Origin of the sequence: Ancylomarina sp. 16SWW S1-10-2 (genome assembly GCF_009669305.1) — a bacterium.
Lineage (GTDB): Bacteria > Bacteroidota > Bacteroidia > Bacteroidales > Marinifilaceae > Ancylomarina.
The window spans coordinates 199,360-218,217 of sequence record NZ_SADB01000006.1; the positions used below are offsets into that span (position 1 = coordinate 199,360).

Annotated in this window: 14 protein-coding genes; 8 read left to right on the forward strand and 6 right to left on the reverse strand. The window is 33.4% G+C overall.

Going from position 1 to position 18,858, the window contains the following annotated elements; genetic code table 11:
- Nucleotides 1-157: 157 nt before the first annotated feature.
- From EMN46_RS06880 to murB, 6 genes are all read left to right on the forward strand, one after another.
- Nucleotides 158-1,039: a S1 RNA-binding domain-containing protein gene (locus tag EMN46_RS06880; RefSeq protein ID WP_154200058.1), complete on the forward strand. Its 882-nt coding sequence runs from the start codon at nucleotides 158-160 to the stop codon at nucleotides 1,037-1,039.
- An 83-nt stretch (nucleotides 1,040-1,122) separates the two neighbouring features.
- A complete protein-coding gene (locus EMN46_RS06885) occupies nucleotides 1,123-2,712 on the forward strand; it encodes a dipeptidase (RefSeq protein WP_154200059.1) in 1,590 nt (529 codons plus the stop codon).
- A 337-nt stretch (nucleotides 2,713-3,049) separates the two neighbouring features.
- Entirely contained in the window at nucleotides 3,050-3,961 is a 912-nt protein-coding gene (locus tag EMN46_RS06890) for an alpha/beta hydrolase (protein ID WP_154200060.1), read from the forward strand.
- A 482-nt stretch (nucleotides 3,962-4,443) separates the two neighbouring features.
- Nucleotides 4,444-5,190 (forward strand): transporter, encoded by a 747-nt coding sequence (locus tag EMN46_RS06895; RefSeq protein WP_195715205.1) that lies wholly within the window; start codon nucleotides 4,444-4,446, stop codon nucleotides 5,188-5,190.
- 173 nt (nucleotides 5,191-5,363) lie between these two features.
- Nucleotides 5,364-6,392: a low specificity L-threonine aldolase gene (locus EMN46_RS06900; RefSeq protein WP_154200062.1), complete on the forward strand. Its 1,029-nt coding sequence runs from the start codon at nucleotides 5,364-5,366 to the stop codon at nucleotides 6,390-6,392.
- Nucleotides 6,393-6,426: 34 nt separating this feature from the next.
- Complete coding sequence (murB, locus tag EMN46_RS06905; protein WP_154200063.1) at nucleotides 6,427-7,440, forward strand: UDP-N-acetylmuramate dehydrogenase; 1,014 nt, start codon at nucleotides 6,427-6,429, stop codon at nucleotides 7,438-7,440.
- Between the two features lie 243 nt (nucleotides 7,441-7,683).
- Here murB and mltG read toward each other — a convergent pair whose 3' ends face one another.
- Nucleotides 7,684-8,754: an endolytic transglycosylase MltG gene (mltG, locus tag EMN46_RS06910; RefSeq protein WP_154200064.1), complete on the reverse strand. Its 1,071-nt coding sequence runs from the start codon at nucleotides 8,752-8,754 to the stop codon at nucleotides 7,684-7,686.
- 184 nt (nucleotides 8,755-8,938) lie between these two features.
- Here mltG and EMN46_RS06915 point away from each other — a divergent pair, with 184 nt between their 5' ends.
- On the forward strand, nucleotides 8,939-10,066 hold the full coding sequence (locus EMN46_RS06915) for a M14-type cytosolic carboxypeptidase (RefSeq protein WP_154200065.1): 1,128 nt from the start codon (nucleotides 8,939-8,941) through the stop codon (nucleotides 10,064-10,066).
- Nucleotides 10,067-10,310: 244 nt separating this feature from the next.
- On the opposite strand, the gene EMN46_RS06920 is transcribed toward EMN46_RS06915, so the two are convergent.
- Nucleotides 10,311-10,988 (reverse strand): hypothetical protein, encoded by a 678-nt coding sequence (locus EMN46_RS06920; RefSeq protein ID WP_154200066.1) that lies wholly within the window; start codon nucleotides 10,986-10,988, stop codon nucleotides 10,311-10,313.
- Nucleotides 10,989-11,278: 290 nt separating this feature from the next.
- Here EMN46_RS06920 and EMN46_RS06925 point away from each other — a divergent pair, with 290 nt between their 5' ends.
- On the forward strand, nucleotides 11,279-12,361 hold the full coding sequence (locus EMN46_RS06925; protein WP_154200067.1) for a 3-oxoacyl-ACP synthase III family protein: 1,083 nt from the start codon (nucleotides 11,279-11,281) through the stop codon (nucleotides 12,359-12,361).
- A 111-nt stretch (nucleotides 12,362-12,472) separates the two neighbouring features.
- Here the strand turns inward: EMN46_RS06925 and EMN46_RS06930 are convergent, their stop codons facing one another.
- From EMN46_RS06930 to EMN46_RS06945, 4 genes are all read right to left on the reverse strand, one after another.
- The gene (locus EMN46_RS06930) at nucleotides 12,473-13,519 is read right to left on the reverse strand and encodes a nucleoid-associated protein (RefSeq protein WP_154200068.1); all 1,047 of its coding nucleotides are present in this window, start codon (nucleotides 13,517-13,519) and stop codon (nucleotides 12,473-12,475) included.
- 132 nt (nucleotides 13,520-13,651) lie between these two features.
- The gene (locus EMN46_RS06935; RefSeq protein ID WP_154200069.1) at nucleotides 13,652-14,446 is read right to left on the reverse strand and encodes a toxin-antitoxin system YwqK family antitoxin; all 795 of its coding nucleotides are present in this window, start codon (nucleotides 14,444-14,446) and stop codon (nucleotides 13,652-13,654) included.
- Nucleotides 14,447-14,461: 15 nt separating this feature from the next.
- The gene (locus EMN46_RS06940) at nucleotides 14,462-17,731 is read right to left on the reverse strand and encodes an exodeoxyribonuclease V subunit beta (protein ID WP_154200070.1); all 3,270 of its coding nucleotides are present in this window, start codon (nucleotides 17,729-17,731) and stop codon (nucleotides 14,462-14,464) included.
- Between the two features lie 196 nt (nucleotides 17,732-17,927).
- Nucleotides 17,928-18,809 (reverse strand): DUF3078 domain-containing protein, encoded by an 882-nt coding sequence (locus EMN46_RS06945; protein WP_154200071.1) that lies wholly within the window; start codon nucleotides 18,807-18,809, stop codon nucleotides 17,928-17,930.
- Between the last annotated feature and the right edge of the window lie 49 nt (nucleotides 18,810-18,858).

The following is an 18,858-nucleotide window of genomic DNA, read 5'->3' on the forward strand; positions in this document are numbered from 1 at the left end:
CTATAAACTCTCTAAAGCTTATAGCTGATACTAAATAAAAATTAGACAAAAAATTCTCATAAAAGATGCGTACTTTTGTAATCTAATTCCTATTTGTAAATAGGATTAAAATAAAGATAAGAAATACTAAGCCTAGTCGCTTTAAAAACTAGCTTAGATGCACCAAATACTAAAACAAAAAAACGTGAGTTTAATTGGAAAATATGCCGAACTAAAAGTTGCCAAATTGGTTGACTTTGGCGTTTACCTACTAGGTGAAGACGAGAGTGAAATTTTATTACCAATAAGATATGTACCAGAAGATACTCAGATAGATGACACCATCAAGGTTTTTATCTACCGCGATTCGGAAGATAGAGTGATTGCTACTACTGAGAAACCTTATGCTGTTGTTGGCGAATTTGCTTGGCTAAGAGCTAAGGAAGTAACCAAAGTTGGAGCATTCCTAGATTGGGGTTTGATGAAAGATTTGCTTTGCCCATTCCGTGAGCAAAAAATGGACATGGAAGAAGGTCGTAGTTATTTAGTTTACGTTTATGTAGATGAAAAAACAGGACGTATTGCTGCTACTGCTAAGCTTGAACAAATTCTTAGAGATTTAGATGGCGAATTTACCGAAGGGCAAGAAGTTAGCATCATGATCGGTCATCATTCTGATTTGGGTTACACTGCTATTATCGATAATAAAGGCATCGGCATACTTTATAATAACGAGATTTTTGGCGCAATTCGCGAAGGTGATGTTTATAAAGCTTGGGTTAAAAAAGTTCGTGAAGACGGAAAAATTGACCTTAGCCTTCAACAACAAGGCTACCACCTTGAAGTACCAAGAGTAGGTGAAGAGCTCTTCGAAATCCTTAAAAAAGAGAATGGTTTTCTTCCTTTAAACGATAAAAGTTCCCCAGAAGAAATTTACGAGAACTTACAAATGAGTAAGAAAAACTTTAAGAAAGTTATTGGCTTACTATACAAGCAGCGAATAATCACCATCGAAAAAGATGGTATACACCTTGTGACAGAACAAAAAGAACAGAAATAAAAAAATACGAAGAGAGACAATAACAAGATTCAAAATCTTTTATTGTCTCTTTTTTTTATACGATCAACTAACCTAACAAAATTATGATTCTACGAAAATTAAAATCATTTCTATTCATCGCTTTAGCTTTTGCCACAACCACTATGGCTCAAGATAAATCGGATTGGCAGAATGGCGTACCAGAAGGTTGTACCAGTATTACAGTTGGGAAAAAAGCAACTTTCGATGGTTCTGTTATCACATCACATACTGACGATAGTCACCGTACACGTGCTTGGATGTCGGTAGAACCAGCTAAATCTCACGATAAAAATAGCACGTTCGAATTATTCGAACGTTCGGCATACGATAGTTTGCGCATGCCAACCTACCAGCATAAAAAAATTGGTGAAATCGATCAGGTTTCTAAAACCTACCAATTTCTAAATACGGCTTATCCATGTATCAACGAAAAGCAATTAGCCATTGGTGAATCGACCTTTGGTGGTCACGAAGAATTATATTCTGAAGCCTGTTTAATCGATTGTCAAAGATTACAACAATTAATGCTAGAGCGTTGTTCGACTGCTCGTGGAGCAATTAACATGGCTGACGATTTATTGAAAAAATATGGCTGGAGAGACTTTGGGGAATGTTTGACAATTGCCGATAAACAAGAAGTGTGGCATTTTGAAGTTGTTGGTCCTGGTAAGGGAAAAGTTGGTGCCGTTTGGGTTGCTCAACGTGTTCCCGATGATCACCTTTCAATAAATGCTAATGCATCAACAATTAAGGAAATCGATTTGAAAAATAGCGATTACTTTATGGCTTCAGCAAATATTTTCGACGTAGCTGAGGAAAATGGATGGTATAATCCTAAAAAAGAAACTTTCCGTTGGAATTATGCTTATGCTCCTAAGAGTCGTCGTTCTATGGCATCTCGTCGTAGAGAATGGCGCGTGCTTTCTATGGCTGCTCCATCATTAGATCTTGACCCTACAGCTAAGGACTACCCTTTCTCAGTAAAACCTGATGCAAAAATCACAATGGATAAACTAGTAGAAATCTTTAAGGATTACTACGAAGGGACCCCATTTAACTTTGTGAAAAATATAAAGCAAGCAGATAAGGATGGCAAAGAAGCTATTTCTCCATTTGCAAACCCATTTATGCCTTACGGAATGAATAATCTTTTTGGTGTAAATGGTGGATGGGGTGAACTTGGCGAGCGAACTATCGCACGTTGGTACACTATGTACGCAACCATTATTCAGTGTCGTAGCTGGTTACCCGATGATATTGGAGGAATTGTATGGTTAGCTCAAGATAATGTGGCTACATCAGTTTACATTCCCGTTTATGCAGGAACTACAGACCTAGCACCTTCGTATAAGGTAAAAGCTCGTCGTTTAGGCTATACTCGCACATCGGCTTGGTGGGCATTTAACCGTTTAAGTACACTTACTGCACAGCGCTGGGGCGATATGCGTCACGATGTAGATAAAGTATTTGTACCATTGCAAAAGCAATATTTCGAAGAGCAAGCTAAAATAGATGAAGACTATTTATCACTTAGTAAGCGTAAACGTCGTGCATTCCTAACCAATAGAAGTATAGAACTTGGAAACGAAGCAGTTGAAAAGGCTTGGGAAGTTGGTGATGGACTTTGGACAAACTATGACGAGAAGTTTTAAACTTCTTCCCTTATGAAAATTTTAAAGCAGCTCTTGGGCTGCTTTTTTTATATGCTCTCCGCTCCTGCAGATTTACAATCTTCAGGTAACGAGCTTAGAATCTGCGATCTTTTTTCTTACTCAGACTAGTTAATTCCTAATAAGTGAAATATTTATGACTACTTTTAATTCTATTAACATAAATAACACAAATATTAAGTTTGTACAAAACATTAATATCTTTGAAGTCGTTTAGCCTAAAAGAACATCCTTTTACAGCAATCGATATTATTTTATCATTTAAGTCAATTATTTAAATGTATAAACAAAACATATTAATACTTATATATACACGTTTATGAAATTACTTATCGTCACAATACTCTTTATTAGTTCATTCACAGCTAATGCTTTAAAACCTGAAAAAAAATATGTCACAACTCCTGAAAAATATGGTTTAGCTTATAAGGAATTATTTGCTACTACCAAGGATAATATTAATATAAAAGTATGGTTTATCCCAGCTCAAGATATATTACCAATTCCTGAGATCCTTAAACTCAGGAAGAATAATGAGAAAAGGGAGTATCGTACTGAGAATTTTAGACCTAAACCTACGTTAATATTATGCAATGGAGATTCTGGTAATATGAGTTATTCATTAGATCTAGCTTTTAAATATGTAAAAAATGGATTTAATGTTGTCTTGTTTGATTGGAGAGGTTTTGGTGAAAGTGATTTTTTTCCAATAAATAATAATCGATTGTTTTACAGTGAATTTCTTTGGGATTATGAAGCGGTAATAAATACTGTTTACTTAATGGATGAAGTGAAAAAAGACAGTATTGGTCTTTTCGGATTTTCAACTGGAGCATACCTTTCATTCGCAACAGCATACAAAAATAGCAAAATTAAATGTATTGTAGTTAGAGGGTTGATGACTTCTTTTAATGATGTCACGAAGCAGTTTTATGAAATGAAACATCCTGGATACGATCGATTTATTATCCCTAATAAATATCCTATTGAGCTTTGTCCAATAAATATAGCTTCTTCATTCACTAAACCATCACTATTAATAGTTGGTAAAGACGATGACAGAACACCTGTCAAAATGAGCGAAAAAATAAATGAACTATTACCCTCAGAGAAAGATCTTTGGATTGTAGAAGGAGCAGGACATGGTGGTGCGATGGCGCCTGAAGTCAGAAAGAGAGATGAGTTTGTAGAAAGAACGGTTAAATTCTATAAGCATCATCTAGGTAGTTAAATTATAGAGAATACCTGTTAGCCGAAAAAGAATACAAATGGCAAAAATCATAATAAGTAAAGGCTATGTCACTATTAATGGTTGAATTTTGTATTCTCAAGAAATTTTAGTCCTTAATAATATTATTTCTGGAGTTAATTTGTCTTTTAATTCACCTAACTCTCAACATCAGCAAACACAACTCACTCTCTACTAATGATTTGCAAACCACAGAGTAAGAACTAGGGATTTATAATCCCTTCCTAAATAAATATAGAATTACGTATGAAACGATTAGAAATCGGCACACGAACACTTTCGTGATCAATAATCCCAAATAACATATCTGATATAGTTATACAGATCCCAAAACACATTATTTAGAATCCATCTAAATAAAAGACTTAAAACTCTTTTAATTCCTATTTATTATAATTATATCCGTAGTAATGAATAACTTATTGAAGTTATTCCGTTAAATTAATATGAATTTAAAAAAGAATATGAAAAAAATATATACCCTAGTCTTAATAATACTTGCCTTAAATTTAGGTATCAAGGCTCAAACCATTGTAACCGATAGACCAGATCAAACTGAATCATCAGTAACTGTTCCTCTTAAAAGTCTGCAAATTGAATCGGGAATTTTAGTTGGAAATGAAGGTAATGGAGATATCAAACAGCTTTTAATTCCATCTACTCTTTTGAGATATGGATTAAGTAAAAATATTGAACTTCGATTTGTTCAGCAATTCGAAAATCTAAAAAATGAGTTAACATCTGAAGATAACTTTGGAATTAGCGATTTAGAAATTGGTGCTAAAATTCAGCTTTTCCAAAAGGAAGATGTCAACACAGAAATTGCTTTTCTAACTCATGTTATTCTACCAACAGGATCAAATAACTTAAGTGGTGATAAATTTGGAACCATCAATAAACTTGCAATCTCTCATGTGATTAATGACAATTTAGGTTTAGGCTATAATGTAGGATACGATAATATGGGAGAAGGCGAAGGTGACTTAACTTACTCAACGGCTCTAGGTATAGGCTTAGGTGGGAAATTTGGAACTTACGTTGAACTTTATGGCGAATATGCCGAATTCTCAAGTTGGGGAACAAACTTCGATTCAGGTTTAACTTACCTCGTTAAAGACAACTTACAATTAGATGCTTCATTCGGTTTAGGTTTAAACCATGACATGTACTACTTCTCATTAGGCTTCAGTTGGAATATTAGTAATATCTAAATTTCAATTTTAAAACCTCATCAATAATACATCGCTCTTATTTATGCTATCACATTAGTTTAAATAAGAGCTTTTTCTATTCTTGTGAAAAATTTTCTCTCTCTCACTCTTGTTTGCAGAATAAAAGTTAATTTTAGCTTTTCTTAAAAGCTAATCAGTAAAAACCAAATAAGATGAATAAGCGAGGATTTGCTAGTGATAATTTTTCAGGCGTTCTACCTGAGGTAATGGAAACCATTCAAAAAGTTAATCAAGGTCATTCAATGGCTTATGGAGGAGATCAATATACGGCCTCTGCCATCGATAAATTCAAACAATTATTTGGTGAGAATATCGATGTATATTTTGTCTTTAATGGCACTGGTGCTAATGTGGTTAGCTTATCAACGATAACAGAGTCTTGGAATTCGATAATTTGTCCTTCAACTGCCCACATACACGTAGATGAATGTGGAGCTCCAGATAAATTCACAGGTTGTAAAGTCATTCCCATTGAAGTTGCTGATGGTAAATTAACACCTGAATTAATTACTAATGAACTTCACGGATTCGGTTTTGAGCATCACTCACAACCAAAGGTTATTTCAATTACACAGTGTACCGAATTGGGAACAGTTTACACGCCAGAGGAGATTAAAGCGATTTGTGATTTAGCTCACAAACACGATATGTACGTGCATATGGATGGTGCTAGACTAGCGAATGCCGTTGCAAGCTTAGATGTTGATGTTAGAGAAATCACAAATAAAGCAGGTGTTGATGTATTGAGTTTTGGTGGAACAAAAAATGGAATGATGTTGGGTGAAGCTGTTATTTTCTTTAATCCTGAGCTTTCTAAAAATGCAAAATATGTTCGCAAACAAAGCATGCAACTTTGTTCAAAAATGAAATATATTGCTTGTCAGTTCGAAGCTTTATTAACGGATGATCTTTGGTTAAAAACAGCTCGCCATGCCAATAAAATGGCTAAAATGCTAGAAAATAAAGTTAAGAATATCCCAGCTGTAAAAATCACTCAAAAAGTTCAAACCAATGGAATTTGGGCTATCATTCCTAAGGATAAAATTGAACAACTTCAAAATGAATACTTCTTTTGGGTTTGGGACGAACATACTGGAGAAGTAAGATGGTTATGCTCTTTCGACACTACTGAAGACGATATTAAAGGCTTTGTTTCCTTATTGAAAGAACAATTAGACTAATCACATTTATAAATTGCAAATCACAAATTGAGAAATGGCAATTCTACACGAAAATTACGCTTTAAAACCATATAATACCTTTGGAATTGAAGCCAAAGCCAATTATTTTTTCCAATTCGATACGGTAAGTGAAATTCAATCTTTCCTGGATGACAACACATTAGACAATGTTGACTACCTTATTCTTGGTGGCGGTTCTAATATACTATTTACAGATGACTATGAAGGATTAATTCTACACCCTAACATTAAAGGGATGGAAATAATTGAAGAGAATGAAGATACTGTTTTAGTAAAAGCAGGAGCCAATGAAAATTGGGATGAATTTGTGGAATGGGCTGTTACAAAAGGCTATGGAGGTATAGAGAATTTATCCAACATACCTGGTGTGGTTGGAGCTACACCTGTTCAAAATATAGGTGCTTATGGTGTAGAGGCCTGTCAAACTATTGAAAAACTAGATGCCATATCAATCGAAAGCAAAAGACAAGTTGAATTCCAAAATTTCCATTGTGATTTCGAATACCGCAACTCCGTTTTTAAGAACGAATATAAAAATCTATTCATCATCACTCATGTTTATTTCCGACTAAATAAAAACCCAGAATTTAATTTGGAGTACGGTGCGATACAAAACGAACTTAAGAACTATAGCGATGTTAATCTTAAAAATATCCGCGAAGTAATTATCAAAATTAGAGAATCGAAGCTGCCAGATCCTGAAGTAATTGGTAACGCGGGTTCATTTTTCAAAAATCCCATCGTTGAAACTCGCTTTGCAGAAAAACTTCTTAAAAAATTCCCTGATTGTCCGAACTACGAGCTAGATAATACAAATACCAAACTAGCTGCTGGCTGGTTAATTGAACAATGTGATTGGAAAGGCAAACATGTTGGACAAGCTGGTGTACATAAAGATCAAGCTCTTGTTCTAGTGAATTTAGGCAATGCAAAAGGTTTTGAAGTACTTAAGTTAGCCAACGATATTAGAAAATCTGTTATATTGAAATTTGGTGTCAAATTAGAAATGGAAGTCAACGCAATTTAAGCAGACTAATAGGTATACAAGAGGGTGTCTATAAATAAAAGTATCCGTCATTCTGAACTTGTTTCAGAATCTATACACATTGACGACAAGATCCTGATCCCGATAAGTATCAGGACAGGATGACGCTCAGTGCTAGCTTACATATTTATGGACACTCTCTTTACTTCTACAAACCTTTTAGACTTTTCATACCTTTTAACTTTTCACCTTTTTACTCTTATACTTTTTTTGCCCTTTTCCTCCTTATTTAAAGATTCGTTGCAAATTTAAAGCCCTCTGATATCTACTTGCATTCTTATTGTGTTCCCTTAAAGTGCGAGCAAATACATGGTAACCATTAAACTTAGGACTAGCACAAAAATAAATAAACTTGTGTTTCTCACAATTTAAAACAGCATCAAGTCCTGAGACAGAGGCTTGTCTTATTGGACCAGGAGGTAAGCCCGCATACCTGTAAGTATTATATGGTGATTTTATCTTCTTATGGATATTGAGAACTCGACGCATCGTAAAATCTCCCCAAGCAAATTTTAAGGTTGGATCAGCATCCAACTTAATACCTCTTTTTAATCGATTCACATAAACACCTGCAACACGAGCCTTCTCATCGTTCTTGATCGTTTCCTCATCAACAATTGAAGCCAATATACTCACCTCTATTGGTGTTAGATTCAATTCGCTTGCCTTTTTCATTCGGTCTACATTCCAGAAATTGACGTATTCGGTATACATCCTATCGGTAAAAGACTTAGGAGTCATATTCCAATAAACCTGATATGAATTGGGAATGAATAAGCCAATTATAGTTTCGCAATTGAAACCATAAGGCTTCAGATTATCGGCATCTTTCAAGAAATTCAAAATGCTTAAAGAATCCGCTTCAATTTGGTTTCCAATTTTGCCAGCAAACTCTTCCAAAGTGCGCGTATTATTAAAGGTCAACTTAATCGGTTCCTGACTACCCGATCTTAGAACATTAACCAAATCATTGTTACAAGTTCCTGATTCAAGGCGATATCGGCCAGATTTGATTGATTTCCCATAATTCTTCTTATTCATCACCCATTCTAATGATGACATATTGATAACAGAATGACTCTCTTCAAAAAGATGAAGAACTGACTGCATATCAGATCCTGTCGGAATTTGTATGAAAAGTTCTTTTTTCTCACCCAAATCAATATTAGACGAAAAGATATCACGGTAGTATTTCAATAAAACTGTTCCAACAACAACGAACAAAATAAAAATAGCAATTAGTGCATATCTTAATTTCTTCGATTGAAGTTTCTCAAGTCTAAATAGATTAATCATATTTCTTTATTTACGAGTCGTATGCTTAATCGCAAATTTATACAAATAATTAAGTTTATCAATAGCAAGCTCTTTTCTCAGCTTTAGATTTTAAACAGAAATAAAGACAAAATATAGGTCTAAGATTCCAAAAAAATTATCTTTGGTAAACTGTAAAAAACGACAACTAAAAAAACACTCGAGTATGAAAATCAATTCAAATTTTGACAGTGGTAATATCAAGGTCATAGATTGCTCTACTGCTTCAAATATTCAACTAGAAATAAATAAGGATACTAATTCTGATTTCTATCAATGGTTTCACTTCCGTTTACAAGGCGCACAAGAACAGTCTTGTAAAATGCATATTATGAATGCTTCTGGAGCATCTTATCCTGAAGGATACGAAAATTATCACACAGCTGCATCATACGACAGAGAAACATGGTTTAGAGTTCCTAGCACCTACAATGGAAAAGAATTGGTTATAGAACACACACCCGAATTTAACTCTGTATTTTACGCTTATTTTGCTCCATATAGTTACGAACAACATCTTAATTTAGTAAGCGATGCTCAACTTTCTCCTGAGTGTGAATTGGTATCTATAGGAGAAACTGTTCAAGGGCGAGATATTGATATGCTTATCGTTGGTGAAGAATCTCCCGAAAAGAAAAAGATTTGGGTTATTGCGCGTCAACATCCAGGTGAATCAATGGCAGAATGGTTTATGGAAGGTTTTATTGGCAAACTCCTCGACGAAGACGATGCTGTATCGAGAACTCTATTGAGCAAAGCCGTATTTTATATTGTTCCTAATATGAATATCGACGGTAGTATCCTTGGTAATTTGAGATCGAATGCTGCAGGTGCTAACCTAAATCGAGAATGGGCTGAGCCTAAACTAGATTATAGCCCAGAAGTTTATCATGTTCGCAATATGATGGATAAAAAAGGCTGTGATTTGAATATCGATATTCATGGTGATGAAGCTTTACCTTACAACTTTATTTCAAGTATAGAAGGTATCCCTTCGTATGATGAAAGATTAAAAAATCTTTTGGAGAAATTCACTTCAACATGGATGGCTTCATGTCCTGATTTTCAAGATGTTCATAGCTACCCAAAGAACGAACCTGGCCAAGCGAACTTGGCTATCTGTTCAAAACATGTTGGAGAACGGTTTAAATGTCTATCTTTGACCGTTGAAATGCCTTTTAAGGATAATAATGATCTACCAGATCCTGAATTTGGATGGTCTCCAGAACGAAGTGTTTTGTTTGGAGAATCGATATTACACCCCATTTTACAGGTGGTTGATCAATTAAGATAATATATACACTCTGTATATTACTCAGAAAATGCCACATCTACGCTTCCTTGATGTGGCATTTTCGCCTTTTAGTTCTGTGTACAAATTCTCCCGCAAGTTTGCAACTTGTGGTTTCGAAACTAACAAAAAACAAAAAGACCCAAACCTCAACAGCTTGAATATTCTTTATACCTTCTCTTTTAATTATTATCACAAGTCACAGACTTGCGATAGGGAGAAGATCTTTGTGTTTCATACCGAATCTCTAAACAGGAGCAATATTCTTAATAAAGATATGATTCACATCACCCTGTTCTGTATCCAGAAACTCCATATTTAAGTCGTCTAATTCGTCAAAGTCTTCTTCTTCAATATCGTTGTCAGCTTCGTCACGTATTTTCTTATAGCCACATTTGGAATAAAATGAGTTGAGTCTCTTCTGTGCTTTATCGTAATTCACATCATCAGTAATTCCTTCGAACCCCAAAGGAAAGCTATTAATAGCCACATAAGCACAGGTAGATTTAAAATAGATATCTAAACTATTTAAAACATATTTACCGTAGCCTTGTCCTCGGTATTTCTCTTTAATCTCCAATCGACTAACAAGCAAAACATTCGTATTAAAACTGTCTCCCACTAAGTCTACTATCTTATCATCTATCTTTTCAAAGCTATCGTTTAATATAGCTTTACCCACCGCAAGAGATGATTCTGATTTATCGAAGGCTTCCCTTAAAGTGCAAAAACCTGCTTCAAAGTTCAAATCATACATCTCTAAACAGATCATACCAACCTCTATTTCAGCTGAATCATAATTATCAAATTCATCTCCTGACTTAATTAATATTCTACCAGAATATGTAAGCATATTAGGATGTGAAGCATAATCTACATCTAACAAATGTGAAAAACGGTATTCAATTCTAACATTTTCATTCATATCTTCAATTCAATATTTTCGATTCGGTTACAAAGTAAGTTAAAAACACTCAGAATGTTCTAAATTTTAACGATTCATAAACGGCACAAACACAGTATTTACGCCTTCTTTACATCTCTATTTAAAAAACAAGCTTGAAAACATTAAGACAAAATATAGCCCAAATAAGGACTGATTTTCAAATAAATTTCACTAATATTAGGGTATTAAAATCGACTTGAAAAGCTTGAAGTATACGACATACTTCTTTCATAGTAAAATCGCTTATTACATAAACAATTTAGATGCACATGAGTAGTAAGATCTACAGTATTATTAAGGGAACAGGAAAATTTATCCCATCAAAAATAGTTAAAAATGAGGATTTCCTCACAACTGAATTTTATGACTCTTATGACAAAAAAAGTCCAAAAACGAATCAGGAAATAACTGCGAAATTTGAAGAAATAACCACTATATCTGAGAGACGACATGTTTCTAACGATTTAGTCACATCTGACATCGCATTTTTTGCTGCAGAAGATGCCATAAATAGTTCTAAAATAAATAAAGAAGAACTAGATTATATCATCGTAGCTCACAACTTTGGTGACGTTAAACATGATAACAGAAGATCGGATATTGTACCTAGTTTAGCCGCTAGAGTTAAGTATAAACTGAAAATTAAAAATCCAAACTGCGTTGCTTACGATTTACCATTCGGATGTCCGGGTTGGTTACAAGCTACCATTCAAGCTGATTATTACATTAAATCGGGCGATGCGAAACGTGTTTTAGTTATAGGTGCCGATGTTTTATCTCGAATTTCCGATCCAAACGATAGAGATAGTATGCTTTATGCCGATGGTGCTGGTGCTGTTATTTGGGAAGCTAAAGAAAGTGAAACGCCTATAGGTATATTATCACATGCAACCCGATCGGATACCTATGAATATTCAAAAATGCTATATATGGATAAATCTTTCAATCCTAATAGCGAGCACAAAGATGCTTTATTTTTGAAGATGAACGGTCGTCGATTATATCAATATGCACTAACAACTGTACCTCAAGCCATAGAAACTTGTCTTAAAAAATTCAATACTCCTCTTAGTGAGATTAAAAAAGTATTAATACATCAAGCCAATGGAAAAATGGATGATGCTATTTTAAAAAGACTATACGCCTTATATAATATAACTGAGTTGCCAAAAGATATTATGCCAATGACCATTTCTAAGCTTGGAAATTCGTCTGTTGCAACTTTGCCTACTCTACTCGATCTTATTTTAAAGGATGAACTAAAACCTCACGAAATAAATAAAGGTGACAGTATTGTTTTTGCATCTGTTGGAGCAGGAATGAATATCAATGCAATGCTTTATAAAATGTAATTTCTAGATATTCTTAAAAATATAATGGCGACTTATTCCCTTAATCAGGTTATAAGTCGCCATTCTTTATTTTAGTCAAACAAGCTATAATGCTTATTTCAATTTTATTATCTAATTTTCTTCTTTAAAGAATAATTTATAAAAGCTCATATCTCTAGCTGCATCGTAGCCTTTTTCAACAAACTTGCGTTGTCCGTGAATATAAACGTGAAAGTTTTTATCAAGCTTTAAGACTTGTTTAAAAAAACGTTGCTCACCTTTAACAGCATCTTTATTAATCTTAAAATCTTCATTAATATCGCTATTATGCTCTCCCTTATAGTAATTTTTATACTCATCAAAGGCATTTACCACTTCAGGTTGCTCAATCACTTCTTCTTTAAATAACTCTTCACTAAACTCTTTTTTATCCTTAAAAAAGTTAATTGATTTATTCATCAAATCAATCTGATCTGCTTTGGCAACTTCGTTCTCATCGTTGTAAACCTCACCAATAAACCCTTTACACATCTCTAAATAATTCTGAGTGTGATAAAAGTCATCTTCACGAAGTTTTAGGTTTAGAAAATCTTCCTTCCAATATAAGGCTTCGTTATTTTTATTGGTTTTATCCACAATACAAACCTTATAACCATTCTCTTTCTCAGTATTAAAAATAAGACAGCCTTTATCTAGTTTCTTAATATTAATACCACTTTCGCAACCAAGTTCAAAGTTGTCTTGATTTTGGTAAACCTTTAAAAAGGTATCCTTATTCTCAGACTTAAAAATACCTAAAGCATCACAAACCTCTCCATCAAGAATACAGCCTGAAAATGAGACTAAATAGAACTCTCCCCCTTTAATATTAGGATGATTTGATTTATCGTAAAGATGCATCGCAATACTTACCGATTGATCGTAGAAGCTGACGTTCTCTTCAAAAAATTCCGAAGCGTAACAATAAACTTCATTCATGCTTAAGCCTGCTTCGTGCTGAAAATTATAAAACTCTTCCTTATTAAAAGCCGACAGAAAATACTTCAATAAAATATCTCTAACATCATCGTCATCCAACTGAATTTCTTTCTTTGAAAGTTTCAAAGGTTCCTCAAGATGCTTATTACCTACATTATGAACAACTATTCTGTCCAGATTTATATCATCGAAATTAAACATGCTTACTTTTTTATTGATTCTTATTTTATTTACTTCCTCAGTATTTAGATATACAATCAGAAATAGAGCGTAAATATACTCACATTAATGCAATGAAAGATACACTCCAGATCTAGATAAAGACAAAAATATTTAATTTGGATTCCGAACACTTACATTTACTACTGTATTCAAAACATAATAGTTCTGATACGATGTTTTAGCAACTGCAACAATTGGAATTTCACGACTAAGTCGGCTCCCACTTGGAACATTTATTACAAATGTTGCTTTCCCTTTTTTAGTCTCAAGCCCACTTAAATACGAACTCGCTTTCACAGGTAAGCATTTATCATCTAATAATTTACCTATATAAAACTCAACACTTCTATATTTTTTATCTAGACTCAACTCAAGACGATATTCATTAGATTTATTAAGAAGATTCACATGATTAACGATTATTTTGGGTTCTGCTTTAACTTTACCTGTCTTTGTTATTTCTTCCAAACCAGTACACATCATGTTGCTTTCAAAAAGCATTTTTGATTTAATTTTACCACTTTCCCAATATTTTTTTTGCAAACCATGCTTTAAACCCTTCTTATAACTAGTAGATCGATACAACTTTCCACTCTTATAAAACCACTTTACAAGGCCATCTTTCTTTCCATTCACATAAGGAATTTCATACTGTTTTTCACCAGACTCATAGTAGACATGGCTAATACCAACCTTTATATTATCCTTGTAGTTTACTATAGATTTCAATTTACCACTAGGAAACTTATATCTCACTTTTCCATTAAGCAAATTCTTGTCAGAAGAGCTTAAATCTACTATTTCAGACTTATCGTCAACTTTCTCTTTCGATGAGAATTTATCACGAATAAAATCACATGAGGATAAAACAAAAACAGATATTAGGATTAAAATAAATTTCATCATGAGGTATATTTAGGTTTAAACTTCTACTATTTCATCTAACTTTCCGTAAAGAATAAAAGCACTTACTTTTTTATAATTCATCTTCTCGAGTAATCTTTTATAAGCTGCGACTTGCGTAATATGAGCTTTTTCCTTTTTCTTACCAAACTTATAATCAATCACTATCGCTTCACCATCTTTTGCAATAACTCTATCGGGGCGCAAGGTACATCCTTCTCCAAGTAGAATATCACGCTCATTTATCACACGCCAATCCTTCGTAAACCATGATGCTATTTGAGGTTTATCAAATAACTCCTCAACCATAACCTTAACTTCAGTAGCCTGAATATCATCCAGTTTCCCTTCAAATTTAAGTTGAGATATAGCAGCATCAACATCCTCTACATATTTAATATTTTGAAATAAACCGTGTAGAATATTACCTCTATTCACAGGGGCAAAACTATCGATAGAGGCCGCTTCTGAAAAGTCAAAATAGTCGGCAGCATGAGAGCGCAACTTCAATCTATCATCAAGCATAGAAGCAGGATACTCTGTCATTAATTGAATCTTATCATCTTCAAGATCTATTCTCTCCTTTTGTGCTAATTCACCCAATTCAAAACACCTATTCTCAGCATTCCAGTTGGAATTAAGATTAATAATTTCCTTACCACCAAAATCTGACGAATACTTTGCTGCATTTTCAAAAACGTAGAATAAAAGATGACTAAGCTTAGAAAACTTATCATTGGTTGGCAAAGGTGAATAGGTAACCAAAATTTCTTCGGCACGAGTCGTTGCGACATAAAGTAAATTTAGATTATCGATATAAGCTTGAAGCTTTTCAGCAAAATACTCTTTATAATAAATCGTTTTCTTTAAATCAGATCCATAACGAATAGGTAAAACATCAATTTTATTAAAACCTTCCAATTCTGGTTGGCACCATAGAATTTTTGTGTGTTTCACATCATCCAAATCCCAATCGCAAAAAGGTAATAAAACCGCTTTAAACTCTAAACCTTTCGATTTATGAATAGTCAATATCCTTATGGCATCTTGATGATCAGAAACAGAAATAACTTCTTTATCCTTTCGCTCTTCCCAATAATCTACAAATGAATTGAGGTCTGGGGAATCGCTACGAGAAAAACCGAGAACCAAATCTTGAAAAGCTTCCAAATACGGGAAATCAGTTACACGCTTATTTAATTCAAATATCTCTATCAACTTTTCAACCAAATCGAAAAGTGCTTGACGTTTTAACAATGAAAAATTCTCGGTAAACTCAACAGGAAATAAGCCTTTAAATAAATCATCTGAATCCTCACTCTGTGCAAATATATCATCCAAATTATCAGGACAACCCTCTTTTAAATACAAGCTATACTCTTGCAATAAATAACCTAAATTAATTTTATCTTCAGGGTAAATAAAATACCTTAAAAGATGCGTTAAGAAACTAATAACAGACGAATTTTTAAGATATAGAGAATCATTGGAAATCACATTGTAATTTACACCATCTAAAGCCAATTCTGAATTTCTATAGGTCATCAATTTATTGGCAATCATAGCGCCCTCTCGCCCATTTCGAACAAGAATAGCCATATCTCCAGCTCTATAACCTTTGGCTTGAATTTCTTCTATTTGACTTGGCAATAAATCTAAAACACATTCAATCCACTTATCTCCCTTTTCAGCCTTAATCATATTGGCTTTCACATAACCTGGACACTTATCCTTACTTTCAGGATAATCTTGATAAACATCGGAATAAGCATTTAAAATTCGAGCCTGTTCAACACGCAACTGCTCTTGTAAACCCTGTGGAATATCGTTATTATAATCGTTTTGCAAAGCTTGAGAAGCTATGGCATATAATGCATTATTAAAGTTGATAACGTTCTTAGAGCTTCTCCAATTCTTATCTAAAGTTAGACCATTAACACCTTGATTCTTAAAATCGACATCTAACTGTTCGGCTAATAATTTCCAATCACCATTACGCCAACGATAAATCGATTGTTTCACATCACCCACAACCAAAGATCGATTCCCCTCAGCCAAAGAGTTACTGACTAATGGACGAAAATTATCCCATTGCATGGATGATGTATCTTGAAATTCATCAATCATGAAATGCTTATAGACGTTCCCTATTTTTTCATATACAAAAGGTGTATCATTGGTTCCAATAATACTTCGAAGCAATCGTGAAGCATCTGATAACAGAAATAAATTTTCATCTTCGGTAAAGGCCTTTATCTTTTTAGATATATCGGTTAAAATACCCAGTGTATAAATATATTTTAGTGTTTTATCGGTAGATAAATACAAATGAGATTCATTATTATAATACTCAACCGCATTCTTTAATAAATCATTAAGTCCTGATGAATAAACCGTAGATGCAGCGGCTTTTATATCAGGACTTGCTTTTGCTGTTGTCCATTTATCTGGATTATCAATAGCAGCCAAAACTCGAGTTCCTGGCTCTACCATTTCACCAGCTTGTAGTTTGTAAAAATAATTTGCGAATCCTGACTTCCCATATGAAAAGTCAGTCACATTTAAAGCTTGATTCTCGATCAAACTTATAGCTTTTGAACCTATTCCCTTAAGGGTATTCTCAAAATCATCTTTTATTTGTTTTAAAGCTTTTCTGTAGGTATTTAAGAAATTCTTATCCGATAGTTTTTCAATCAAAACCTGATCGAAATTCATATAGTCCTCTTTAAAAACTTCAGTTCCCACTTCAAGAATATCGGCCTTAAAATTCCAATTTTTGCCATCTCTAATTTTCGATTCCGAAAAATCGGACAACCAAGAACGAAGCTGTGCATCATCATCAATATCTAAAAACAAAAGATCAACAACCTCATTTAAAACCTTTCGCTGATCGAGTTCAATATTAAACCCCATTTGCAAACCAATCTCTCTAGTAAAAGATCGAACAACCTTCTGGAAGAAACTATCAATAGTCGTTACTGAGAATCGGCTATAATCATGTAATAATCGATTTAATATCTCTTTTGCTTTTACTTGTAAAGCGTTTGCATCAAGCTGATTAATTTCCATCAACTCATTAGCATAAGGAGACTTATCCCCCTTCGAAAGAATGTATATTTCCTTCAATATACGAGACTTCATTTCGTCGGTAGCTTTATTGGTAAAAGTTACAGCTAAAATGCTACGATAATTTAAAGCCTCTTCGAAAACAAGTTTCAAATACTCTCTAGTTAATGTATATGTTTTTCCTGATCCAGCTGAAGCTCGATATATATTTAATGATGACATAGTAAATCTAATTTATCTCGAAAATACAATTTTAAGCTAGCTTAACAGTAAGATTCCTGATGTTTTTTAATTTTAGATTTTTGAAAAAGAATCAATTCCATATCATAAAATTAATACAATTGTAGCATCATGATCACACAAAAATGCCTCTCAAGTATAAACTTAAGAGGCATTCATTTATATTTAGAAGTTCATTTTAGAACTTATAAGCTAATCCAATTCCTAAAACTTCTTTAAATTGAATTTTTGCTCCTTCGTTTACGCCATCTTCATTCGTATATTCAACATCATCGTCAAATACTAAAGTTGTATTAATTGATGCAGTTAAAAACTCATTCACTTTCATATTAATCATCAAATCCCAGTTTACATCAACATTTCCAAATGAGTCGTAAGCTGTAAATAGATCTAAAGTACTTTTTAGATCAACATTCTTGGCAACCGTTTTCTTCAAAGTTAATTTAGAAAGAGCACCAAACTCATTTCTAATTTTATCACCTTCATCAACTCCAAAATATCCTTTATCAGACAAATAATCATCATTTACAATTGTTGTTTTACCTGTAATTGGAGAAATATAAGCCGAAAAAGTTTCGTTTGGCTTATAATCCATACCAAGCGAAAGCAAAATGTATGCAGGGGCTAAAAAATTAGACACTTTTTGATCTTCAACACCATCAGTGCTAGAATATTCATAACCTTTTGCAAATTGTGTTTTAAAATCTAATAAAGCTGTATAATACCATTTAGCACTAGCTTTATGACCATACTTGGTTACAAAATCGATTTTATCAATACTTTTACGCGTACCATCATCACCTTGTTTCAATAAACCATACTCTAACTTCAAAGTATTGTCCCAAGCACTTTTATCTCTAGCATAATTAGCAAATAAATCCAATTGTAGATTTGTTGAAAGCGCATTGTCTCCACCACCAGACCATTTACTTAGAGAAGTTTGTGAGAAAGACAAAGATGCCATTCCACCTTTTTTCCAATAACTAGTATCCTGTGTTTCTTGTGCACTAAGATTAAAACATGTAAGTGCCAGAAAAATGAAAAATACATTTCTTATCATTTTATTTAATATTTAATTAATATTCTATTCTATTCTATAATTTACAAAA